Genomic DNA, 21,223 nt, shown 5'->3' with positions numbered 1-21,223 from the left:
CGGGCGGAACTCGAGCCGGTGCGCACCGAACTCGCGCCGGTGGGTCGATGACCGTCGCGCTGCCGGTCCGCACCCGGCTGCTCGACGGCACCCACCTGTGGGGCCGGTACACGATCCGCCCCGTCGGGCGGACGCTGTGGAGCTCGCGGACCCTCATCGTGTTCCCGCCCGGCACGACCACCGGCGAGCGCCTGCTGCTGCGTGCCTGGCACGTCTGGCCGGCCGTCGGGGCGGTCGTCGCCCTCGCCGCCCTGGTGCTCGCCGTCTCGGTCCCCGCCGTCGGGACAACCACCGCGCTGCTCGTCTACGGCGGTGGCTTCGCGGTCCTCGCCCGCGCCACCCGCTCGCTGCGACCACGGGTGCGGTCCGTCACCGTGACGACGTTCCTGGGCGACGGCCGCCGCGAGGTCCACGGCGACGAACGCCTGCTCACCGGCTCCCTGGACGCGCTGTCGATCCTGGAGCAGGCGCTCCGGGCCGACCGCATCCGCCCCGTCGACTTCGAGCTGATCTGGGGCGATGTGTGGAACGCCCTGGAGTCCCCGGACCCGGACCACCGCGTGCAGCGGTCATCCTGAAGCCGGTTCCCGCGCCGCGCGTTTGTATGGGTCCGGGAAGGAGTACGCGATGAAGCACATCCACTACGACGCCACCACGATCCTGGTCGGTGACGACGTCGCCGACGCCGTGATCGAGTACGCCGCGGCCCTCGCAGGCGGGGACCGAGCGGACACCGTCGACGTGCCCGCCGTCGCCGACGACGGGACGATGACCACCACGAAGATCCTCATCGGGCCGTCGAGCGAGATCGTCATCGAGGACGCGGAGGAGGACGAACTCGAGATGGACAACGGGGAGTTCGTCGGGCGGCTGCGCGCCGCCGCGAAGACCTTCGGGCACAGCGAGCCGATCCACGCGAACACGCGGTCGGACCTGGCGGACGCGGCGGAGGCTGCCGAAGAGTCCTGACGCCCGGGCGTCGCGCTTCCGCGACGAAACGGAGAGGGTCTCCTGTACTGTGGTGATTCCGGAGAGCCTCTCCGGTTCCTGACCCACAGCCTGGAGGCCCGCCATGCCCGAGCAGACCGCTGCCGCCGGGCACGCCCCGCGTTCACCGCACTCCCCGCGTCCGCCGCGTCCCGCGCGCGCGGACGCGCTGCGGAACCGGGACCACATCCTGCGGGTCGCCGAGCGCGCGTTCGCCGAGCACGGCGTGACCGGCTCGCTCGACGCGATCGCCAAGCGGGCCGGCGTCGGCGCCGGCACCCTGTACCGGCACTTCCCCACGCGCGAGGCCCTGCTCGCCGAGCTCCTCGCCGCGCGCGACGAGCACCTGGTGGCGCGTCGCGAAGCGCTGCGCGACGGCTCCGTGGACACCGGCGACGCCCTGCACGGCTGGCTCGACGCGGTCACCGAGTGGGCCGGCACGTTCGACGGGCTGCCCGATCCGCTCCGCGCCGCCGCGTCGTCCGACTCGTCACCGCTCGCCCTGACGTGCCAGGGGTTCATCACCACCACGGACGAGTTCCTCCGCGCCGCCCAGCGTTCCGGTCGTGCGCGTGCCGACGTCCGCGCGCAGGACCTGTTCCTCGCGGCGTTGGCGACCAGCTGGGTCCGGGGTGCCGCGATGGCCGACGAATCGTCGTCCGCGGCGCTCTCCGCGCTGTCGCGGCGGGGCTGGGAAGCCCCGCTTCTTCCTTGACATCCACCTCCCTGAAAGGGCACCACATGAACCGCATCGGCATCATCGGCAGCGGCGCCATCGGCACCGCGATCGCACGCCTGGCCGTCGCCGCCGGCCTCGACGTCCTCATCGCGAACTCGCGCGGCCCGGAGTCGCTGCAGGACCTCGTCGCCGAGCTCGGCCCGCACGCCCAGGCCGGCACCGTGCGCCAGGCCGTCGAGTTCGGCGACGTGCCCGTCCTCGCGATCCCGCTCACCGCCTACCCGGCACTCGCCCCCGACCTCGACGCCTTCGCCGGGCGGACCGTGCTGTCGACGGGCAACTACTACCCCGGTCGCGACGGCCGGATCGAGCAGCTCGACAGCCTCGCGACGACCACGGCGGAGTACGAGCAGACGCTCCTGCCCGGCACGCGGATCGTCAAGGCGTTCAACAACATCGTCGCGCACCACATCCCGAACCTCGCCGGCTCCACGCCCCGCACCGCACTGCCGATCGCGGGCGACGACGAGCAGGCCAAGGCCGTGGTCGGCGAGCTCGTGCAGCTGCTCGGGTTCGACACCGTGGACGCCGGCACCCTGGCCGACTCGTGGCGCTTCGAGCCGGAGTCCGGGGCGTACACGGGGATCCACGCGGCGAGTGCCGAGGGGTTCGTGGCGGACTACCTGGCGGATCGGGGAGCACCGTTGCCGGCCGAGCGGCTGCGGGACATACTGGCGGTGTCGCACCGGGCGGATGTGGCGAACCGGCAGTTCTGAGTCGTCACCCCTGCGCATGACCGCGTGCAGCGGCCTCGCGCACAGGGGGTGCACGCGAGGCCGTCCGCCTGCCTGATCCGATCAGGCGGTCTCTCCGTCAGGGCTACGCCGTGACGCGCGCCTGCACGAGTTCGGTCAGCGTGATGAAGTTACCGGCCTCGACGACCTCTTCTTCGCCGAGCGGGACACCGTAGGTCTGCCCGACGATGGTCGCGATCTCGACCATCGAGAGCGAGTCGAGGTCGAGTTCTTCGAACGTCTTGTCGACGCCGCTGACGTGGGACAGTTCCTCGACACTCGTTCGGATGAGTTCGACGAGGGTCTCGGCAGAGGGGACGGTTGCGGTCATGACGGTGGCCTTCCTGGTCGGGTGAGCCGGCCCCCGCTGCGCGAGAAGCCGATGGGGTGGAACGTCGTGGTCGGACCCCTCAAACGAGGTCGATGACCGGAGCGGTGAGGGTCGGCCACGTGAGTGTGCCGGCACCCCAGGTCGCCCCACCGCCGAACGCGGTCAGCAGGACCCGGGCCCCCGTCCGCATCTCGGTCGCATGCGCGGCGAGGGCGAGTGGGATCGACGCGGCCGAGGTGTTGCCGACGCGGTCGAGGTGCAGGACGGCTCGGTCGGCGGCAACGCCGATCGAAGCGGCGACCATGGTCAGGATCCTCCGGTTCGCCTGGTGCGCCACGAGGTGGTCGACGTCGTCCACGGCCCATCCGGCGGCGTCGAGGACAGAGCGGCACGAGTCCGCCATCGCGGTCACGGCGGCAGCGAACACCGCACGGCCCTGCATCGCGAACCACGCCGTCGGGTCCCCCCGGTCGACGACGGGCTGGCGTGATCCGCCGGCCTCCACCCGGATCAGATCGAGTCCGGTGCCGTCCGAGCCGAGGGTGACGGACCCGAGCGCGCCGGCGTCCGATGCCTGACCGGCACCCAGCACGACCGCACCGGCGCCGTCCCCGAAGATGACGGCGTTGGCCCGGTCACCCGGGTCGACCAGGGTCGTGAACGTGTCCGCTCCGATGAGCAGGACCCGCCTGGCCGCGCCGGATCGGATCAGGGCGTCAGCCTGCGCGAGCCCGTACACGAAGCCCGAGCACACGGCGGCGAGGTCGAACGCCGGTACCGTGCCCAGGCCGAGGCGTGCCGCGACGTCAGGTGCGGTGGCGGGACACCGATGGTCAGGGGTCGACGTCGCGACGATCACCATGTCCACGGAGTCGACGCCGGCGTTCTCCAGGGCCCGTCGGCCGGCGGCGACCGCGAGGTCGCTCGTCGAGGTACCCGGGTCGACCTGGTGCCGCGCGCCGATACCGGTTCGCGACCGGATCCACTCGTCGGTCGTGTCGAGCGTGGCGGCGAGGTCGTCGTTCGTCACCACCCGGCGCGGAAGAGCACCTCCGAGGCCCTGCAGCACCGTTCGGGTCGTCGTCGCGTGGGGGTCACGCTCCGGCGTCGCGTCGACGACGATCTCGTCGAGGGCGGTCATGCGGCACCGACCACGTGCGCGACGGAGCACGACACGCGCACACCGGTGTCGAAGGTCCCGACGATGTCGGCGAGGCGCCAGGAGCGGCCATCCTGCTCGAGCGTGCGTGCGCGGTCCAGCCGGACACGCGCGTCGCTCCGCACCGAGGGGTGCGGCGACCCCGGGACCGTGATCACCGTCCGGCGCATCCAGAGCGTGTCGCTCTCAGCTCGGGCGAGCGTGTCCAGTCGGTAGAGCAGCACCTGTCCGAGCTGGAGAGTCGCGACGAACGTGTCGACGAGGTTGAGGCCGGGCTGGAACGCCGCCTCGAAGCCGCACAGCTCCTCGGCGGGACGTCGGCCGAGCGGAGGCACGACGACGGTCGCGCGCGCCTCGTCCCAGGCGAGCTCGACCTCCTCGACCAACGGGGAGCGGCTGCGGTACACGCCGCAGTACACACCGTCGCCCGGGCGGTCCTCGACCCGCGCCTGGCCCGCAACGGGTGGCACGGTGCGTGACCGGCGTACGACGAGTGCGATCGTGAAACCGGCGACGTCGACCGTGATCGGCACGTCCCCGCCGGTTGCCGCGGCGCCCCGGGGTGCATGTCCCGTCACCGGGAGCTCCGCGAGGTCCCCCTCGATCGGGCGACGCGGCGACCGGATGTCGATGCTGGCGATCGAGCACGCGGTCATCGACTCGGCATCGAGCTCCTGAGCGATGAGTTCGTAGGCGCTCGCGATGCCCAACACCATCAGGTCTGTGGTGCTGAGGTGTGGTTCCTGCGCGTCGTCGCCCTTGCGCGACCAGGCTGCGCCGGCGGTCGCGTCGGCGGTGGCGGAGAGCCGCCACGTCGTGTCGTCCGCCCGCACCACGGCGCCGCGGAGTCGTGGGTCCGTGAGTCGGTAGCCGAGTCCGAAGAACCGTCCGGCTGCCGGGCCGAGGAGGTCGTCGATGGATTCGTGGCGTTCGATGGTGTCGGGTGTCACGGTTCGGTCTCCTGTCGGTGGAGGAGTGGCGTCCTGCAGGACCACGATCCACCGTGACGGAAGACGTGACCAGGCGTCGGTTATGGTGGGAGCAACACCACCAGTCATGCGGTCGCCGCGTCCCGACCGATCAGCCTGACTCGGCGACCGGGACCCATCGCCGGTGCTCGACCCGTCCGAACACGACGTCGGCGAAGTGGTTGCCGTAGGCCAGAGCATCGTGACGCTCCAGCTCGTCGAGCAGCGCGGCCCTCGTTGTGATCGCCATGACGGGGTCGTGCTCGACGAAGGCGTTGATCGTGGGGTCACCGACCTGCAGCGGGCTGTGCAGGGCGTCACCGAAGGCGATCAGGACCCTGCCCCGTGACTCGATCCGCAGCCCGATGTGCCCCGGCGTGTGGCCGGGCAGCGGGACGACGGTCACACCGGGTGCCAACTGCTCGCCGCCGTCCGCCGGCTGCCACCGGTCCGATCGCTCCGCCAGGGCACTCCGTTCGAGGTCGAGGCGACCGGCCGTGGTCGGGAGGCTCCGGAGACGGGTACCGAACGGGGCATCGCTGCTCCACCAGCCACTGTGGTCTTCGTGCAGGTGGGTGATGACCACCTGCGTCGGCTCGGGCAAGCCAGCGGCCTGCCACTCGACGGGCAGTGTCCCGCCGGTCATCCGGCCGATCGCTGGGCGCCCTCGGCCACGCGGCACGTCGACGGGGCCGAGTCCGGTGTCGAGCGCGATGACCTGGTCGCCGGACTCGATGACGAGCGATCCGACGGATGCGACCAGGTACCCGTCGACGTCGAGGAGTGGTCGGACCTCGGCGGCCGGCCTCGGCGGCTCCGATCGCCCGTACCAGCCAGCGGGGTGCAACTGGATGCGGCCGTCCGGCACCGAGGTCACCCGGACGTCACCGACCTCCAGCGAGCGCACCCGGGCCGGGGCTCGGCGCCGCTCGTCGATCATCGGATCTGTTCGAGCACAGCCATCGTCGCCGGCGCGGTGGCCGGTGACGGCGAGTACAGGAAGAGCATCAGGTCGTCTCCACCCACAGCGGGTGTGAGCACCACGGTCTCGAAGGACATCCGGCCGAGCGAATGGTCGAACACCGTCGCGACGTGGGGTTCCTGCCCGACGGAGTGCTCCCCCCAGTGCCGTCGGAACTCCGGCGAGCGCTCGGAGAGGTCGGTGGCGATCGACTCGAACATCGGATCGGTGGCGAAGGCCGTCGCCTGCCGACGGAACTGCGAGACCATCATCCGGGCCGCGAGGTCACGATGCGGGTAGTGCGTCGCGTAGTCCTCGTCGGTGAAGTACCGGATGAGGCAGTTGGTGCCGACCTGCGTCTGGAAGGTCTTCGCCGCGAGCTCGTTCGTCGCGAACACGTTCCAGTACCGGTCGGCGGCGTAGGCAGGCATGTCCTGGATGCTCGACAGCATGCGCTCGAGCGAGCCCTTCAGGTCGTCGGCCGCGGCTCGGCGTGACGCCGGCACCTTGCCGGTGAGTTCGTAGAAGTACTCGAGGTCAGCGCCCTCGAGCCGGAGCGCGTTGGCGATCGCATCGACGACGACCGTCGAGACACCGATGTCCCGCCCCTGCTCGAGCCACGTGTACCAACTCACACCGACGTTCGCGAGCACGGCGACCTCCTCGCGGCGCAGTCCGGGAGTCCGACGGCGGGCCGAGCGCGGGAGCCCGACGTCCTCCGGCTGCAGTGCCTCTCGTCGAGCGCGAAGGAACTCCCCCAACCACGCCCGTCGCCCCTGCCCGTGTTCACTCTCCGCGACGATCACGCCCGCGTCATCCTGCATGAAGACCCCCCTGATGGTCGACGAATGGTGTTGCGACGGGCAACTCTAACCGGATCGGGCGATCGCGACGAGGACCTCGGTGAGTTGCTCGTGCGCGGCTTGATGGAACAGGTGGGCGCCGTCGATCGCGTGCACGGCGAGCGTCTCACATCCCAGATCCGACCACCGTTCCATGGCTTCCGGCGTCACGATCTCGTCGTCCCTCCCACAGACCACGTGCACCGCGACGCCGATCGGAACGGGCCGTGGTGCGTAGGCGCGGGACCGGTCGATGCCGGCTCGGGTCCGGACGCTGGCCGCGCGACCGGACGACTCGGTCCCGAGGATCGAGCACGTGTCCTTCGTCGCGGGGAGCACGCCAGGCGGTGCGGTCGCGCCGAGCACGAGCGCGGACGGCATCGGTGACCCGACCGCGGCGAGTTGCCGACAGACCTCGAACGCGATCAGGCCGCCCATGCTGTGGCCGTACAGGAGCGCGCCGGGAAGCGCCTCCTGCACGGCGCGGACCGAGAGCGCCGCCAGCATCTCGATCGTCGCCCAGGTCGTGCCGAGGGCAGCGCGCTCGAACCCGACGGCGGTGACCTGCTCGAGTCCGGCGGCGGTCGCCGCTGCCCGGACTCCCTTCGGCACGGTGGCCAGACCGCCGGCGTGGTGGAAGTACAGCAGCGAACGGCCCGACGCAGCCCCCACGTGCGGACGTCCTCAGCTGGTGGCCGCGGGTCCACCCGCGGTCACCGGAGAAGCCGCGATGCCGTCCGCGGCTGCGTCCTCCGCCGAGACCACGGACCGTCGACGTGACGCCGTCAGCGACACGAGCACACCGATCACCAGCCCGGCGGCGATGAGGAAGGTAGCGACCACGATCTGCCCCATCAGGTCTCCGTCGGCCACGGCCGACGACCCGAGGACGAGGAGCGCGAGTCCGACGGCGCCGCCGACCTGCTGCCCAGCCGTGGCGATTCCGGACGCAGTGCCCTGGTGTTCCCCGGGCACGCCGCTCGTCGCGAGGGTGAACATGGTGGTGAAGACGACGCCCTGGGCGATGCTGAGCACGACCAGTTGCACCACGAGCACGTACGGGGACAGTCCCGCAGCGAACCCGGCAGCCAGCGCCGCCGTCCCGACGGCACCGACTGTGAAGGACACGGCGAGGACGGACCGGGGGGCATGGGAGTTGCCGAGCCGACCAGCCCACGTTGCCCCGATCAGCACGCACGCCGAAGGGATGATGAACGCCAGCCCAGTCACCAACGGCGAGAAACCGAGCTGCTGCTGCAGGTAGATCGTCAGGAAGAACGGGATGGCACCGAAGGTGGCCATGAACAGGAACGTCACCCACGTTCCGACGCCGAGGTTGCCCGAGTGGAACAGCGTCAGGGGCACCAGCGGCTCACGCGTCGAACGCTGCACCAGGACGAACGCCACGAGGAACACGATGCCGACCACGCCCGGCACGAAGGTCACCGGCGCCGCCCACCCGGACTCGGGTGCCTGCACCAGCGCGAAGACGACGGCGAGGACACCGATCGTCCCGGTGACGGCACCCGGGACGTCCAGTCGAGGCCGACCAGCGGCCACCGATCGCCGATCGGCGGGGATGAGCAGGAACGCACCGACGATCGCGACCGCGGCCAGGACCACGTTGACCGTGAAGACCGATTCCCAACCGAAGCTGCCGGTCAGGACACCGCCGAGCAGCGAGCCGAGGACCATGCCGGTGCTGCCGGCTGCGGCCCAGACGGACATCGCAGTGTTCCTGGAGCGCCCTTCCGGGAAGCTGGTCGTCACCAGGGACAGCGTGGCCGGGGACAGGAACGCCCCGCCGAGTCCTTGGAACGCGCGCGCGATGACGAGGACGAGCGGATCGGATGCGACGGCACCCACCAACGACGCCACGGCGTAGAGCGCGAGGCCGATCACGAACGCCCGCCGCTTCCCGATGAGGTCCGCGAGACGGCCCCCCAGAAGCAGGAACCCCCCGAAGGCGACGGCGTACGCGCTCACCACCCACTGCAGGGCGGACTCCGAGAAGTGCAGTCCCTCTCCGATGACGGGCAGGGCGACGAACACGATGTTGTAGTCGAGCGCGATGATGAGCTGAGCGAAGGCGAGGAGTGCGAGCAGCAGTGCCGGGCTCGTCACCCGTGCGCCGTTCCGGACGGTTTCCGCGGTCGTGAGCATGGTCGGTCCTTTCGAGGGGTGCGAGCTGGTGGCGGTGTCAGTAGCGGAGGGCGTACTTGAGCTGGCGGCCGAAGGTCTTCTGCCGCTGTGCCTCGTGGAAGCGCGCGTCCTGCTCCAGCACGTCGGTCGCCGCGCGGACCCGGGCCTGAGCGAGCTCGATCGCCTCGGCCGTCGGAACCACCTGCGGCATGTCGAAGAGCTCGATGATCCGGTCCACCCGCTCCGGGATCGGACCACCGACCACGTGGTACGGGATCCCGAGGTCCTGCAGGGCCTCGATGAGCAGATCGTCGGAGAGTCGACGGAAGGGTTCGGAGACGGGGCGGTGACCGTCCTTGTGCATGTCGAACTCGACGGGCAGGTGCACGTACGCGTCGTAGATCCGCTTCGCCCGGGAGCGGGTGACGTCCCCGAGGGTGTCGGTGTACCGCTGGTAGAAGTGCTTGACGGGCAGGCCGGTGACCTTCTTCACCGCCTGGAACCACTTCGGTGCGCCGGGGTTGATGCCGACACGCATGCGTGCCTCGAAGTAGACCCACTCGTGGAACACCCCACCGTCGGAGATGAACGGGCCGGGTCCGGATTCGTTGTGGACCCGCTCCTCGAACCGCCGGAGCCCGAGCTTGATGAGTTCCATGGCGTTGAGGTCCATCACGGTCTTGCCCGGGATGAGGTCGATCAGGATCTCCCGGGACGTCATCGCATGGGTCCTCGGCAGCCCCGTCGCGATGGACAGGGCCTCGGTCGTCGTGCTCTTCCCGGTCGAGTAGGTGCCGGAGATGGCGAGCTTCAGGTTCTCTTGCATGAGGGTTCCGTTCGGTGAGGGGTGGATGCGGACTAGGCGGCGGTGGCGGTGGGCACGGCGACGAGCGCCGCGATCTGCTCGAGGCGGTCCTCGACGGAGCCGGTCACGGTCTTCGGTCGCAGCCCCGCAAGAGCAAGCTCCTCGGCCAGGTACTCCTCCGACCGTGTCCGGAACGACTCGGACACCGGAGGTGCCGGCTCGGTCATGGCGAACTCGATCGGCAGGTGCACCACGACGTCGTAACGATCGTGCAGCGAGGACCGCACGGCTCGCCGGGACGGCTCGAGGAGCCCGTTGACGAGACCGCGACCCGCGATCGTCGGGCGCGGTGCTGCATCCGGGTCGACCCCGTGCAGGAGCAGCGTCTTCGCGAAGACCCAGTCGTGCACCAGCGACCCGTCGGAGACCCAGAGGTCACCGGACTCGCGTGCGCTGCGCTCGATCAGGCGTCGCACCACCAGCTCGACGAGCTGTGCCGGGCTGCAGCCGGTCGCCGCCTTGCGGGAGCCGAACGGGTCCTGCATCGGGGGCAGTGCCTCGGCCTGGAGTCCGAAGCGCTCCGCGGCGGCCTTGGCCAGGGTGGACTTGCCCGAGCCGTACGCACCGGTGATCGCGAGTCGCATGCACTTCCTGTCGTCGAGGTCGAATCGTCGTGGGTGCGGACCGGCCCCCTCGCCGGTCCGCACTCCGATGGTCAACGACCTCCGCGCTCCCCCGACAGGGCTGCGTTATCCGGGGTGTGCAACCACCCGGTTCATGCATCCCGGATCGCGTCGACTGGTGGTGAGAGCACCTGGTTCGGAGCGGCTTCCCCGGGTTGGATGGACGCATGAAGCTCGTCGGCACCACTTCCTTTGGCGGACCAGAGGTCCTCGGACTGCACGAGGTCCCCTGCCCGGACCCCGCAGCGGACGAAGTGCGCATCCGCGTGCACGGGGCCGCCGTCAACCCCACGGACCTCGCGTTCCGGGCAGGTTTCTACCGCGCGGTCCTCCAGGAACGCACCCCGCCGTTCGTTCCCGGCATGGACGCCGCCGGCATCATCGACGCGGTCGGCAAGTCCGTCGTGGGCTGGAACACCGGAGATCGCGTCATGGCGGTGGTCGACGCCCCTCTGGTCTCGGGCGCGTACGCCGAGTTCGTCGTCGTCCCCGCACGGTCGGTGACGCGGTGCCCGGAACGACTGAGCCTGCACGAAGCAGCGGCTGTCCCGATGAACGCCTTGACGGCACGACTCGCGCTGGACTCGCTGCCCGAGCTGCGCCACGGAACACTCGCGGTGACCGGCGCCGCTGGTGCGGCCGGCGGCTTCACGGTGCAGCTCGCGAAGCACGAGGGCTTCACCGTGATCGCGGACGCCCGCGGCGAGGACGTCGAGTTGGTCAAGTCCCTCGGCGCTGACTACGTCGTCCCCCGCGGCGACGAGTTCGCCGCCGAGGTGCGAGCACTCGTCCCCCAGGGTGTCGACGCCGTCGTCGATGCTGCGGTCCAGACGAGCGCGGTGTTCCCCGCGATCCGCGACGGCGGACACTTCGTCCCGCTCAGGGGGTGGGACGAACCGATCCCGCGCGGGATCGTCGCCCACCCGATCATGGTTTCGGACTACACGCAGGAGTCGGAGAAGCTGCGGCAGATCGCGGAACACATCGACGCCGGCGTGCTCACCGCGCGCATCGCCGACGTCGTCCCGGCTGAGCGAGCGCACGACGCCCACACGCGGCTCGGACTGGGCGGGGTCCGGGGGCGCATCGTCCTCGACTTCGCCGCCCTGGCGTGACCGAGCGGCTCCTGCGTCGTGCCGCGTTCTTCGACGTCGACGGCACCCTCACGCGCACCACCACGATGTTCGACCTCCTGCACTTCGACGCCATCGAGCAGGGCAGCGGCGAGCGTGCCGACGAGTTCATCGACGTACTCCGGCGGATGCAGGTCGAGGACGGCGTCTCTCGCGAAGCGGCGAACCGCCACTACTTCTCATGGTGGCGCGGCCGCTCCCGCGACCAGCTCGCGGACCTCATCGCGCGCTGGTGTGCCCAACGGGCAGCCGCGTACTTCCATCGGTCGACGCTCGAGCAGCTGCATCGGCACCGTGAACGAGGCGACCTCGTCGTCTTCGTCAGCGGCTCCGTGCCGCTGCTGCTCGACGACCTCGCCGAGCAGCTCGGAGCCGTCCACGTGCTCGCCACCAGCATGTCCGTGGCCGGCGGGGTCTTCACCGGCGACGTTGACGTCCCGATGATCGGCAGCCGGAAGACGGATGCCATCCAGCAGCTCGCGGACGAGGAGCACATCGACCTGACCGCGTCGGCGGCCTACGGCGACCACCTGTCGGACGTGCCGTTCCTGGAACTCGTCGGCGAGCCCGTGATCTGTGGCGTGCCTGGCAGCACCGAGTGGTGCTTGGCAGAGCGAAGGGGTTGGACGACTTTGCTCCTGGACGACTGACGGATCACGACCGAGGCGTTCGACGGCTCAGCGTCTCGGAAGAAGGCCCCCGAGAGCCCGCTCGTCCGAGCTGCCCACCCAGGGAACCGAGGAGCGCGACGACGAAGCCGACGATCTGCAGCGGTGACAGCGCCTGGCCGAGGACGACCCACCCGAGCACCGCAGCGGTCAACGGACTGAGGACGCCCAACAACGCGATCCGGGCCGACGGCAGCGCCCGTGCGCCTCGGAACCAGACGCTGTAGGCCAGGGCTCCACCGACGAGCGTGAGCCAGGCGTACCCCGCGTACCCGGCGGCGGTCGGCTGCCACGGCCCGCTGTCGACGATCGGGATGAGCGGGGCGATCACCACGCCCCCGACGATGAGTTGCCATGCGGTCGAGGTCAGGGGGTGTGTGCCCTCCGGGGTGCCCCACCGACGAGTGAGCAGGAGCCCCAACGCCATGGACACGGTCCCGAGCGCCGCCGCCGCGAGCCCGAGCACGTCGAACACGGCACCTCCGCTGCGGGAGACGAGCGCGACGCCCACCAGGGCCACGACTCCCCACACCACGTGGGTGATCGCGGGCCGTCCCCACCGCAGCGCCAGGGTGAGGGCCACGACGACGAGCGGCTGGAGCGCACCGACGATGGCCGCCAAGCCACCCGGCAGCCGGTCGGCCGCGACGAACAGCAGCGGGAAGAAGCACCCGATGTTGAGCATGCCGAGCACGAACGTCCGGAGGCGCCAGCCCCGCGGTGGGACTCCCGGCCGGAGCGCGAGCAGCAGCAGGCCTGCGGGGAGCGCACGCAGGACACTCGCCGTCATCGGGTGATCGGCGGGCAGGAGCTCGGTGGTGACCACGTAGGTCGACCCCCACACGATCGGCGCCAATGCCGCGCTGAGCGTGAGGCCGGCCGCCGCCGACGTGGACAGCGAGCGATCGGCCATCGGAGCCTCGTTTCCTTCATGCTGAACTTCTCAACGTTGAGACAATATGGCCCCGATAGGCTCGCGTCAAACAGTTCAGCGTGAAGGAGTGGTCCGATGGAGGATGCCGTCGATCGAGTCCTGGCCCAGTGGGGCCGGGAACGACCAGACCTCGACGTCCGCGCGATGGCCGTCATCGGGCGCATCGGGCGCGCCGAAGCGATCCTCGACCGGAGGGTCGGTGCCGTCCTCGCTGAGCACGACCTGCTGCCGGGTGAGTTCGACCTCCTCGCGACCCTCCGACGTTCGGGATCGCCACATCGGCTGGCCGTCGGACAGATGCTCGCCGCCACGATGGTGACCTCGGGCGCCGTCACGAACCGCTTGAACCGGCTCGTCGCGAAGGGCTACGTCACGCGGGAGACCGACCCCGCGAACCGACGGAGCGTGCTGGTCACGTTGACCGATCACGGCTTGACGGTGGTGGACGCGGCGCTTGCCCGGCACGTCGAGAACGAACGGGCGCTCCTCGGGACCCTGAGCAGCGACGAGGAGCAGCAGCTGGCCGGGCTCCTCCGGAAGCTGCTGCTCGGCCTCGGTGACGGGGCGGCCTGAGCACAGTCCGTCGTGCCGGCCGCACTCGCAGCCGACCTGACGCGCTCCGCTTCAGGCGGCGCCGTGGCCCCGGCCGTGGCCGTGCTTCGTCGCGTTGGCGTTGACGAGGTGCAGTTCGTTGCCGTGGCGCTGCACCACGGGCTCGTACCCGGCGGGCAGGCCGGCGACGCGGACCCTGCTGAAGCTCGAACCCTTCGCGATCCGGTCCGCCGCGATCAGGACCAGGTCGTTCGCCACGGCCGTGCCCTTGGCGACGTGCACCCGCAGCGTTCCGCCGAACGACGCCGTGCCCTCGACGCGCAGGGCCGGACGGGGTCCGGAGACACTCAGCGACAGGGCGGCGTGCGAGCGCTGCGTCAGGTTGCCGCCGATACGGATCACCCTCGTGCTGGCCTCGGCGAGCGTGCCGGAGACAGTGGTCACCGACCCCTTGCCCAGGGCAGCAGCGGAGTCCGCGATCAGCGTCCCACCGCGGACGACGGTGCCGCCGGTGTAGCGGTTCGAGCCGGCGAGAGTGAGGGTGCCGGTCCCCCGCTTGGTCAGTGACCCGGTCCCGCCGATGTCGTTGCGCCAAGTGTCGGCGGCGTCCAGTCCCTTCTCGGCGGCGTCCATCGAGACGCTCACCGCGCTGTCGAACGCTCCGTAGCCGGACGCTGCCGAGAAGAGGTCGAGGCGCCCCCACCCTTCCGCGTCGTCCAGCAGGGGGTAGCCCGACGGCAGCGCGGTCGTCCGGAGCACCTCTCGGATCTGGGCGTCGCTGAGGTACGGCAGGCGGGTCCGCAGGAGCGCCTCGGCACCCTTCGGCACCGTGGCCGGGATCGTCTTCGTGCCGGTCCGCGTGAACCCGTACGTCAGACGCCCGCGGTAGTCCTTCTTGTCCGCTGCGTAGTCCGCGTACCGATCGACAGCGCTCGGGCCGGCAGCGGTGAGCACCTTCTCCGCCTGCTGGTGCGCCTGCTGCTCGAGCTGCGTGTTCGCCGGGTCGTCCAGGATGGCCGCTGCCAGCGCAGTCGCCAGGACCCGCCCGCCCATGACGTCGAGCGGTGAGTGCATCCCCGCGACGATCCGACTGTTGCCGATCTCCGAGCCGTTGGCGAGGAGCTCGGTGTACTTCTCCGGGTACGCGTACGCGAACGCCAGGGAGGCCAGGTAGCCGGCGTTGGTGTGTCCACTGGGGAACCCGCCGTCGGTGGCGGGCGTCGGGGACTTCTCGGGGACGAGCTGCGGCAGCACCTTGACGTCCTGGCTCTGCCGGTACGGCCGTGCGTACTGGTAGTACTTCTTCGCGTTGCTGGCAGAGGAGTAGTCGCCACGCAGCGTGTTCACCAGCTGGACGACGTCGCCGAGTTCCGAATCGGTGTCCGCCCACGAGCCCTTCGCGTTGCCCTGGTCGACGTACTGCTTCGTCGTGGCGTCCGCCGGGATCTCGTCGGGGATCGTCGTGCCCGCGTTCGTCGCGGTCCGCACCGCGTCGGACAGGTCACCGAAACCCGCGATGGCCGAGTAGCTCTGGTTCCGTCGGTCGATCAGGTACGCCTCGTGCCCCTGCGCATCCGTGCGGGTCTGCGTGGTCCGCGCTGCCTGCGCGATGTTCGAGTCCAGGATCCGCTGCGCTGCGGCACTGGTTGCGACCCCGTTGTCCCACGACGATCCCGGGCGCCACAGGGTGCCGAACTGCGACAGCACCCCGGTCGCGGCGTTCGTCTCCGGCGTCGTGGCAGCAGGGGTGTTCGTCTTGTAGGTGTCCACGAAGTACCCGTAGGCCCCTGGACGCGGCGCGGTCCGCGATGTCGCCGCGGACGCTCCCGCCGGAGCGATCAAGGACACGGCGCACGCCACCGCCAGGACCCCCAGCACCGTACGGGCCCGACGTCTCGGAACAGCGATCAGGAACCGGCGCATGGCGTTCTCTCCACTCGGGGCGTGGTCACACGATTCGGTGACACAGAGCAGAAGCGTGGCGCAGGCCCGTGAACCGGAAGTGGCACCTGCGTGAACCGCTGCCGTACTCGCTGCTGTTGCTCACCACGGACGCCGACGGGTGCAACAGCGACGCCGCGAGACCGCGGCCTTCGCCTCCCCCGTCTGGCCGGTCACGTGCCTGAGACGGCTGACGAGACGGACTGGAGGCGCGGTGCGGGCTGGCACCGCGCCTCCAGTCCGTCGGTCGTCGCGTCCTGGAGCCGCACCCGCTGGCTGATGCGTGCGCATGTTGCGACCTTGCACCTGTCGAACCCGCGGTGTCCCGTCGGAACATGCGCACGAATCCATTGCGTGCGCATCCTTCGACAGAACACGCGTCGATCCCCTCGTGGATCGTCGGAAGGTGCACGCGCACCGACCGCTAGCCGCGCGCGTCGCCGTCGACGACCAGGTCCCGCACGACCCCCGGCAGCTCGGCGATGAGCGTCGTCATCGGGAACGGTCCGCCGCCGGACGCCCGCCGCGCCGCGAGCCCGTGCACCACCGCGGCCGACGCGGCCAGGTGCGCGAGGTCCGACGGCGTGAGCGACGATCCGGCCGTCTCGACGGAGCCCTGCCTCGCGGCGACGAGCGCCCCGAGCACCCCGCCCAGCACGTCCCCGGCACCGGCCGCCGCGAGCCACGGCGTCGCCGAGGACGCCACGAGCCGCACCGACCCGTCCGGGGTGACCACGTGGGTCCGCTCCCCCTTGAGCAGCACGACGCTGCCGGTCTGCTCCGCCGCACGGAGCGCTGCGGCGGCCGGGTCCTGCTCGATCTCGGCGCGATCGGCCCCCAGGAACGAAGCGAGCTCACCGGCGTGCGGGGTGAGCACGGCGAGCGGCCCGAGGTCGACGAGCGGGATCGCCCCGGCGTCGACGACGACCGGCACGCCGTCGTCGGACGCGTGCGAGAAGCCCGCCGCCGTCGTCTCGTCCAGCTCACCGAGCGTCGGCGCCGAGATCCCGGAGCCGACGAGCCAGGCCTGCACCCGACCGACGCCGGACACGACCTCGGGGCGGCGGGTGAGCACGTGGTCGGTGGCGCGTGCGGGTCCGACGTACCGGACCATGCCGACGCCGGTGTGCACGGCGGCGTCGACCCCGAGCACCGCGGCGCCGGGGTACTGGTCGGACCCGGTCGCGATGCCGAGGACCCCGCGGCGGTACTTGGTGGACTCCCCCGTCGGCGCGGTGACCCACGCGGCGGCATCGGACGGTCGGACGGGCACGAAGTCGTTCACCGGCCCCACGTTACGGTGGAGCACATGAGCCTGTTCCTGCCTGGTCGCGTGGTGGTCTTCGACTACGGCGAGGTGATCAGCCGGACGCCGCACGCCTCGCGGGACGCCCTCGTGGCCGCCACCGGGGTCCCGGCGGACGAGCTGTTCCCGGTGTACCAGGAGCTCCGGCACGACCTGGACCGCGGCGACCTGTCCGTCGTGGCGTACTGGCGTGCGATCGCGGAACGGACCGGACGGACCTGGAGCATCTCCGAGATCCACCGGTTCTGGGCGATCGACTTCACCGGGTGGTTCGAGGTCGAGCCGGAGACCCTCGAGATCGTCGAGGAGCTGCACGACGCCGGCACCCGTGTCGCCCTGCTCTCGAACGCGGGCTTCGACTTCGGCGACCCGTACCGCCGCTCCCCGATGGGCTCGTTGTTCGAGACCGTCGTGGTGAGCGCCGAGGGGCACGTCCTGAAGCCCGCGGCATCCATCTACCGCGACACCTGTGCGCGCTTGGGAATCGACCCGGGTCAGATGGTGTTCGTGGACAACAGGGCCGAGAACGCCACCGGTGCGGAAGCGATCGGGGCGGTCGGCCACCACTACACGTCGCCGGCGTCACTGCGGTCGTTCCTGACGGAACTGGCCGAGGCGCCGGCACCCGTCCTCTGAGGAGCCCGCGTGACGCACGCCCTGTTCGACCCGATCACCGTCCGTGACCTGACCGTCCGCAACCGCATCTGGGTCTCCCCGATGTGCCAGTACTCGGTGGACCAGCAGGACGGCGTCCCGACGCCGTGGCACCTCGTGCACCTGGGCGGGTTCGCCAAGGGCGGCGCCGGCGCGGTCGTCGTCGAGGCGACGGGCGTCGTGCCCGAGGGACGGATCACCCCGCAGGACCTCGGGCTGTGGAACGACCAGCAGCGCGACGCGTTCAAGCCGATCGTCGACTTCCTGCACGAGCAGGGTGCCGCGGCGGGCATCCAGCTGGCGCACGCCGGCCGCAAGGCGTCGACCTACCGCCCGTGGGACACCACGCACGGCACCGTGCCCGCCGACCAGGGCGGCTGGACCACGGTCGCGCCGTCGGCCGTGGCCTTCGACGGCTACGACGTCCCGCGCGAGCTCGCGGTCGAGGACATCCGCGTGGTCGCCCTCGCCTTCGCGCAGTCCGCCCGCCGCGCGGTGGAGGCCGGGTTCGACCTGGTCGAGGTCCACGCGGCCCACGGCTACCTGCTGCACCAGTTCCTCTCACCGCTGAGCAACCAGCGCACCGACCAGTACGGCGGCTCGCTCGAGAACCGTGCCCGCGCGCTGCTCGAGGTCGTCGACGCCGTGCGCGCCGAGGTCGGCGAGGGCTTCCCGATCGTCGTCCGGTTCTCGGCCACCGACTGGGTCGACGGCGGACTCACGCTCGACGAGACCACCGTCGTCGCCCGCTGGGCCGCGGAGCACGGTGCCGACCTGGCCGACGTGTCCACCGGCGGCAACGTCGCGAGCGCGCCGATCCCGGTCGGCCCCGGCTACCAGGTGCCGCACGCTGCGGCGATCAAGCGCGACGCCGGCATCCCGACGATCGCCGTGGGCATGATCTCCGAGGCGTTCCAGGCCGAGCAGATCGTCGCGACCGGCCTGGCCGACGTCGTGATGATCGGTCGCGAGATGCTCCGCGACCCGTCGTTCGCGCTCCGTGCCGCCGTCGAACTCCGCGTGCCGGTCGACTACGAGCCGCAGCAGTACCATCGCGCGCGGATCACGGCCTAGGCGCGGTCGGTTCTGTACGGATTCACGGTTCAGCGACCGCGCAGGCAGTACGATTGGCAGCACTGTGGACGATCCCCCGAATAGTTCTTCGCCTCACTCATCCGCCGCTCACTCGGTGAGCTGCACGTCATCCCTGTGCGCGAACGGGGGTGAATCATGAGTCCGATCGACATCGTCATGCTGATCGGCGGCATCCTGCTGACCCTCGGCACGGGTGTCTTCGTCGCGTCCGAGTTCGCGCTGGTCAACCTCGACCGCGCGGACGTCGAAGCGCGGCGCGACCGCGGTGAAGCCGGCCTCGCGCCGGTCATCGGCGCGCTGAAGGTCACCTCGACGCACCTGTCCAGTGCACAGCTCGGCATCACGCTGACCACGCTGCTGACCGGCTACCTGCTCGAACCCTCGATCGCGAAGCTGCTCGAGGCGCCGTTCCTGGCGATGAACCTGCCTGAGGGCATCGTCGAGACCGTCGGCTCGATCGTGGCGCTCGTCATCGCGACCCTGCTGTCGATGATCCTCGGCGAGCTCGTGCCGAAGAACTTCGCGCTCGCGCTGCCCCTGCAGACCGCCAGGCTCGTGGTGCCGCTGCAGATCGCGTTCACGACGGTCTTCAAGCCCGCCGTCGCACTGCTGAACGGCACTGCGAACGCCGTGCTCCGGTCGCTGGGCATCGAGCCGCAGGAGGAACTCTCCGGTGCGCGCAGCGCCGAGGAACTCACCTCGCTGCTGCGCCGCTCGGCGTCGGAGGGCTCGCTCGAACAGGACACCGCGACGCTCCTCGAGCGCACCATCTCGTTCTCCGAGCTGAGCGCCAGCGACGTGATGACCCCGCGCCCGAGGCTCTCCACCATCCGCGTGTCCGAGTCCGCCGAGGACGTCATCGCCCTCGCCCGCAAGACCGGCTTCAGCCGCTTCCCCGTCATCGAGGAGGACGCGGACGACGTCGTCGGCATCGTGCACGTCAAGCAGGCCGTCGCCGTGCCGCGCGAGAAGCGTCCGGAGGTCCCCGTCGGGGCACTCATGACCGACGCCGAACGCGTGCCGGAGACCATGCCCGGCGACACCCTGCTCGCCGAGGTCCGCGGTCGCGGCTACCAGATGGTCATCGTCGTCGACGAGTACGGCGGCACCGCCGGGGTCGTCACGCTCGAGGACCTGATCGAGGAGATCGTCGGCGAGGTCTCCGACGAGCACGACCGCGCCCGCATCGACGTGGTCCGCTCCCGCGACTGGCTGACCTTCCCCGGTCTGCTGCGTCCCGACGAGCTCGAGGACCGCGCCGGCGTGAAGGTGCCCGAGGAGGGCCCGTACGAGACCGTCGGCGGGTTCGTCATGTCGACACTGGGCCGCCTGCCCGTCGTCGGCGACGAGGTGCCCCTGGACGGCGGGGTGTTCCGGGTCGAGCGGCTGGACGGCCGTCGGATCGACCGCATCCGCTGGACCCCGACGCGGCCGTCGACCGACACGGCGGCGACCGCGATCATCATCCCGTCCACCAAGAGCACCCCGACCACCACGAAGGCCTCGGCCACCACGACGAAGGGCAGCACCCGATGAGCTCCGACTGGTGGGGCATCTTCTGGCTCGTCGTCCTGTTGATGGGCAACGCGTACTTCGTCGCGGCCGAGTTCGCGGTCATCTCCGCACGCCGCTCCCAGATCGAACCGCGCGCAGAAGAAGGCTCCAAGGCCGCGCAGATGACCCTGTGGGCCATGGAGCACGCCACCCGCATGCTCGCGACGACCCAGCTCGGCATCACGGTCTGCTCGCTGCTCATCCTGAACGTGTCCGAGCCGGCGATCCACCACCTGCTCGAGGTCCCGCTGCACCTGACCGGCTGGAGCGCCGAGGTGATCGGCACCGTGGCCTTCGTGTTCACGCTGCTGCTCGTGTCGTTCCTGCACGTGGTGTTCGGCGAGATGGTGCCGAAGAACATCTCGTTCTCGATGCCGGACCGCGCCGCGCTGCTGCTGGTCCCGACGCTCTGGTACATCGGTCACGGCCTGCACTGGGTCATCGTCGGCCTGAACGAGGTCGCGAACGCCGTGCTGCGACTGTTCCGCGTCGAGCCCAAGGACGAAGCGGTGAGCGCCTTCACGGTGGAGGAGGTGCAGACCATCGTGGAGCAGTCCCGCCGCGAGGGCACCCTGACCGACGACGGCAAGCTCGCCCTGGCGTTCGAGTTCACCGAGAAGAAGGTGCGTGACGTCGCCGTGCCGATGGCCGAACTCGTCACCCTGCCCGACGACGCCACCCCGGCCGACGTCGAGCACGCCGTAGCACAGCGCGGGTTCTCCCGCTACGTGCTCGTCGGCGAGGACGGCTCCCCCACCGGCTACGTGCACGTGAAGGACGTCATCGACCTGCGTCCGGACGAGTTCGACGACCCGGTGCCGCCGAAGCGCATCCGCCAGCTCATCTCGCTCTACACGGAGATGGACCTCGAGGACGCGCTCGCGACCATGCGGGCCGCCGGGCGCCACGTGGCCCGCGCCTTCGACGCGGACGGCCGCACGATCGGCGTGCTGTTCCTCGAGGACATCCTCGAAGAACTGGTGGGCGAGGTCGAGGACGCGACCCGACGCCGGTAGACGCACCGGCAGACGGACG

At 70.7% G+C, this 21,223-nt stretch carries 23 protein-coding genes; 11 read left to right on the top strand and 12 right to left on the bottom strand.

The window, feature by feature from the left end; all coding sequences use genetic code 11:
• From BIU91_RS18840 to BIU91_RS06650, 4 genes are all read left to right on the top strand, one after another.
• A partial coding sequence (locus tag BIU91_RS18840) for a DUF6611 family protein (RefSeq protein WP_216099650.1) occupies positions 1–578 on the top strand: 578 nt, incomplete at its 5' end.
• Between the two features lie 49 nt (positions 579–627).
• Positions 628–969, top strand: a complete 342-nt coding sequence (locus BIU91_RS06660) for a hypothetical protein (RefSeq protein WP_071404752.1) — start codon at positions 628–630, stop codon at positions 967–969.
• Positions 970–1,072: 103 nt separating this feature from the next.
• Positions 1,073–1,702, top strand: coding sequence for a TetR/AcrR family transcriptional regulator (locus tag BIU91_RS06655; protein WP_071404751.1), 630 nt, complete (start codon positions 1,073–1,075; stop codon positions 1,700–1,702).
• Positions 1,703–1,728: 26 nt separating this feature from the next.
• Positions 1,729–2,442: an NAD(P)-binding domain-containing protein gene (locus BIU91_RS06650; RefSeq protein WP_071404750.1), complete on the top strand. Its 714-nt coding sequence runs from the start codon at positions 1,729–1,731 to the stop codon at positions 2,440–2,442.
• Positions 2,443–2,545: 103 nt separating this feature from the next.
• On the opposite strand, the gene BIU91_RS06645 is transcribed toward BIU91_RS06650, so the two are convergent.
• The 9 genes from BIU91_RS06645 to BIU91_RS06605 form a co-directional block, all read right to left on the bottom strand.
• A complete protein-coding gene (locus tag BIU91_RS06645; RefSeq protein WP_071404749.1) occupies positions 2,546–2,791 on the bottom strand; it encodes an acyl carrier protein in 246 nt (81 codons plus the stop codon).
• Positions 2,792–2,870: 79 nt separating this feature from the next.
• Positions 2,871–3,932 (bottom strand): beta-ketoacyl-ACP synthase III, encoded by a 1,062-nt coding sequence (locus BIU91_RS06640; protein ID WP_084740770.1) that lies wholly within the window; start codon positions 3,930–3,932, stop codon positions 2,871–2,873.
• On the bottom strand, positions 3,929–4,900 hold the full coding sequence (locus BIU91_RS06635; protein WP_071404748.1) for an AvrD family protein: 972 nt from the start codon (positions 4,898–4,900) through the stop codon (positions 3,929–3,931). Before BIU91_RS06635 ends, BIU91_RS06640 begins: the two co-directional genes overlap by 4 nt.
• A gap of 130 nt (positions 4,901–5,030) precedes the next feature.
• Positions 5,031–5,858, bottom strand: coding sequence for an MBL fold metallo-hydrolase (locus BIU91_RS06630; protein WP_071404747.1), 828 nt, complete (start codon positions 5,856–5,858; stop codon positions 5,031–5,033).
• The gene (locus BIU91_RS06625) at positions 5,855–6,703 is read right to left on the bottom strand and encodes a helix-turn-helix transcriptional regulator (protein ID WP_071404746.1); all 849 of its coding nucleotides are present in this window, start codon (positions 6,701–6,703) and stop codon (positions 5,855–5,857) included. Before BIU91_RS06625 ends, BIU91_RS06630 begins: the two co-directional genes overlap by 4 nt.
• 45 nt (positions 6,704–6,748) lie before the next feature.
• Positions 6,749–7,393: a thioesterase domain-containing protein gene (locus tag BIU91_RS06620; protein ID WP_071404745.1), complete on the bottom strand. Its 645-nt coding sequence runs from the start codon at positions 7,391–7,393 to the stop codon at positions 6,749–6,751.
• Positions 7,394–7,405: 12 nt separating this feature from the next.
• Positions 7,406–8,884, bottom strand: a complete 1,479-nt coding sequence (locus tag BIU91_RS06615) for an MFS transporter (RefSeq protein WP_071404744.1) — start codon at positions 8,882–8,884, stop codon at positions 7,406–7,408.
• 37 nt (positions 8,885–8,921) lie between these two features.
• Positions 8,922–9,689 carry an ATP-binding protein gene (locus BIU91_RS06610; RefSeq protein ID WP_071404743.1) on the bottom strand — a complete coding sequence of 256 codons (768 nt, stop codon included), beginning with the start codon at positions 9,687–9,689 and terminating at the stop codon, positions 8,922–8,924.
• A gap of 32 nt (positions 9,690–9,721) precedes the next feature.
• A complete protein-coding gene (locus BIU91_RS06605) occupies positions 9,722–10,312 on the bottom strand; it encodes an AAA family ATPase (protein ID WP_071404742.1) in 591 nt (196 codons plus the stop codon).
• A gap of 206 nt (positions 10,313–10,518) precedes the next feature.
• On the opposite strand from BIU91_RS06605, the gene BIU91_RS06600 reads away from it, so the two are divergent.
• The gene (locus BIU91_RS06600) at positions 10,519–11,466 is read left to right on the top strand and encodes an NADP-dependent oxidoreductase (RefSeq protein WP_071404741.1); all 948 of its coding nucleotides are present in this window, start codon (positions 10,519–10,521) and stop codon (positions 11,464–11,466) included.
• Positions 11,463–12,134, top strand: a complete 672-nt coding sequence (locus BIU91_RS06595; RefSeq protein ID WP_071404740.1) for an HAD-IB family hydrolase — start codon at positions 11,463–11,465, stop codon at positions 12,132–12,134. The genes BIU91_RS06600 and BIU91_RS06595 overlap by 4 nt, the downstream gene beginning before the upstream one ends.
• 4 nt (positions 12,135–12,138) lie before the next feature.
• Here BIU91_RS06595 and BIU91_RS06590 read toward each other — a convergent pair whose 3' ends face one another.
• Positions 12,139–13,065 (bottom strand): EamA family transporter, encoded by a 927-nt coding sequence (locus BIU91_RS06590; RefSeq protein WP_071404739.1) that lies wholly within the window; start codon positions 13,063–13,065, stop codon positions 12,139–12,141.
• A 96-nt stretch (positions 13,066–13,161) separates the two neighbouring features.
• Here BIU91_RS06590 and BIU91_RS06585 point away from each other — a divergent pair, with 96 nt between their 5' ends.
• Positions 13,162–13,659 (top strand): MarR family transcriptional regulator, encoded by a 498-nt coding sequence (locus BIU91_RS06585; protein ID WP_071404738.1) that lies wholly within the window; start codon positions 13,162–13,164, stop codon positions 13,657–13,659.
• A 51-nt stretch (positions 13,660–13,710) separates the two neighbouring features.
• On the opposite strand, the gene BIU91_RS06580 is transcribed toward BIU91_RS06585, so the two are convergent.
• Complete coding sequence (locus BIU91_RS06580; protein WP_071404737.1) at positions 13,711–15,408, bottom strand: phosphatase PAP2 family protein; 1,698 nt, start codon at positions 15,406–15,408, stop codon at positions 13,711–13,713.
• Between the two features lie 595 nt (positions 15,409–16,003).
• A complete protein-coding gene (locus BIU91_RS06575; RefSeq protein ID WP_071404736.1) occupies positions 16,004–16,864 on the bottom strand; it encodes an ADP/ATP-dependent (S)-NAD(P)H-hydrate dehydratase in 861 nt (286 codons plus the stop codon).
• Between the two features lie 24 nt (positions 16,865–16,888).
• Between BIU91_RS06575 and BIU91_RS06570 the strand changes: the two genes are divergently transcribed.
• The 4 genes from BIU91_RS06570 (at position 16,889) to BIU91_RS06555 (ending at position 21,204) form a co-directional block, all read left to right on the top strand.
• Positions 16,889–17,521 carry an HAD family phosphatase gene (locus BIU91_RS06570; RefSeq protein WP_071404964.1) on the top strand — a complete coding sequence of 211 codons (633 nt, stop codon included), beginning with the start codon at positions 16,889–16,891 and terminating at the stop codon, positions 17,519–17,521.
• A gap of 9 nt (positions 17,522–17,530) precedes the next feature.
• Complete coding sequence (locus BIU91_RS06565; protein ID WP_071404735.1) at positions 17,531–18,613, top strand: NADH:flavin oxidoreductase/NADH oxidase; 1,083 nt, start codon at positions 17,531–17,533, stop codon at positions 18,611–18,613.
• Between the two features lie 156 nt (positions 18,614–18,769).
• Positions 18,770–20,170: a hemolysin family protein gene (locus BIU91_RS06560; RefSeq protein WP_071404734.1), complete on the top strand. Its 1,401-nt coding sequence runs from the start codon at positions 18,770–18,772 to the stop codon at positions 20,168–20,170.
• On the top strand, positions 20,167–21,204 hold the full coding sequence (locus BIU91_RS06555; RefSeq protein WP_027465832.1) for a hemolysin family protein: 1,038 nt from the start codon (positions 20,167–20,169) through the stop codon (positions 21,202–21,204). Before BIU91_RS06560 ends, BIU91_RS06555 begins: the two co-directional genes overlap by 4 nt.
• The last annotated feature ends 19 nt before the right edge of the window (positions 21,205–21,223 follow it).

The sequence above is a fragment of the Curtobacterium sp. MMLR14_002 genome, from assembly GCF_001864975.1.
GTDB classification, from domain to species: Bacteria; Actinomycetota; Actinomycetes; order Actinomycetales; family Microbacteriaceae; genus Curtobacterium; species Curtobacterium flaccumfaciens.
Note: the sequence above shows the minus strand (reverse complement) of the source record. Positions and strands in the feature narration are given on the sequence as shown.

Excerpts from the sequence above, each read along its gene's own strand:
- BIU91_RS06660 (WP_071404752.1), top strand. The coding sequence starts at position 628 with ATGAAGCACATCCACTACGACGCCACCACGATCCTGGTCGGTGACGAC.
- BIU91_RS06655 (WP_071404751.1), top strand. The coding sequence starts at position 1,073 with ATGCCCGAGCAGACCGCTGCCGCCGGGCACGCCCCGCGTTCACCGCAC.
- BIU91_RS06650 (WP_071404750.1), top strand. The coding sequence starts at position 1,729 with ATGAACCGCATCGGCATCATCGGCAGCGGCGCCATCGGCACCGCGATC.
- BIU91_RS06645 (WP_071404749.1), bottom strand. The coding sequence starts at position 2,791 with ATGACCGCAACCGTCCCCTCTGCCGAGACCCTCGTCGAACTCATCCGA.
- BIU91_RS06640 (WP_084740770.1), bottom strand. The coding sequence starts at position 3,932 with ATGACCGCCCTCGACGAGATCGTCGTCGACGCGACGCCGGAGCGTGAC.
- BIU91_RS06630 (WP_071404747.1), bottom strand. The coding sequence starts at position 5,858 with ATGATCGACGAGCGGCGCCGAGCCCCGGCCCGGGTGCGCTCGCTGGAG.
- BIU91_RS06625 (WP_071404746.1), bottom strand. The coding sequence starts at position 6,703 with ATGCAGGATGACGCGGGCGTGATCGTCGCGGAGAGTGAACACGGGCAG.
- BIU91_RS06615 (WP_071404744.1), bottom strand. The coding sequence starts at position 8,884 with ATGCTCACGACCGCGGAAACCGTCCGGAACGGCGCACGGGTGACGAGC.
- BIU91_RS06610 (WP_071404743.1), bottom strand. The coding sequence starts at position 9,689 with ATGCAAGAGAACCTGAAGCTCGCCATCTCCGGCACCTACTCGACCGGG.
- BIU91_RS06605 (WP_071404742.1), bottom strand. The coding sequence starts at position 10,312 with ATGCGACTCGCGATCACCGGTGCGTACGGCTCGGGCAAGTCCACCCTG.
- BIU91_RS06600 (WP_071404741.1), top strand. The coding sequence starts at position 10,519 with ATGAAGCTCGTCGGCACCACTTCCTTTGGCGGACCAGAGGTCCTCGGA.
- BIU91_RS06590 (WP_071404739.1), bottom strand. The coding sequence starts at position 13,065 with ATGGCCGATCGCTCGCTGTCCACGTCGGCGGCGGCCGGCCTCACGCTC.
- BIU91_RS06585 (WP_071404738.1), top strand. The coding sequence starts at position 13,162 with ATGGAGGATGCCGTCGATCGAGTCCTGGCCCAGTGGGGCCGGGAACGA.
- BIU91_RS06570 (WP_071404964.1), top strand. The coding sequence starts at position 16,889 with ATGAGCCTGTTCCTGCCTGGTCGCGTGGTGGTCTTCGACTACGGCGAG.
- BIU91_RS06560 (WP_071404734.1), top strand. The coding sequence starts at position 18,770 with ATGAGTCCGATCGACATCGTCATGCTGATCGGCGGCATCCTGCTGACC.
- BIU91_RS06555 (WP_027465832.1), top strand. The coding sequence starts at position 20,167 with ATGAGCTCCGACTGGTGGGGCATCTTCTGGCTCGTCGTCCTGTTGATG.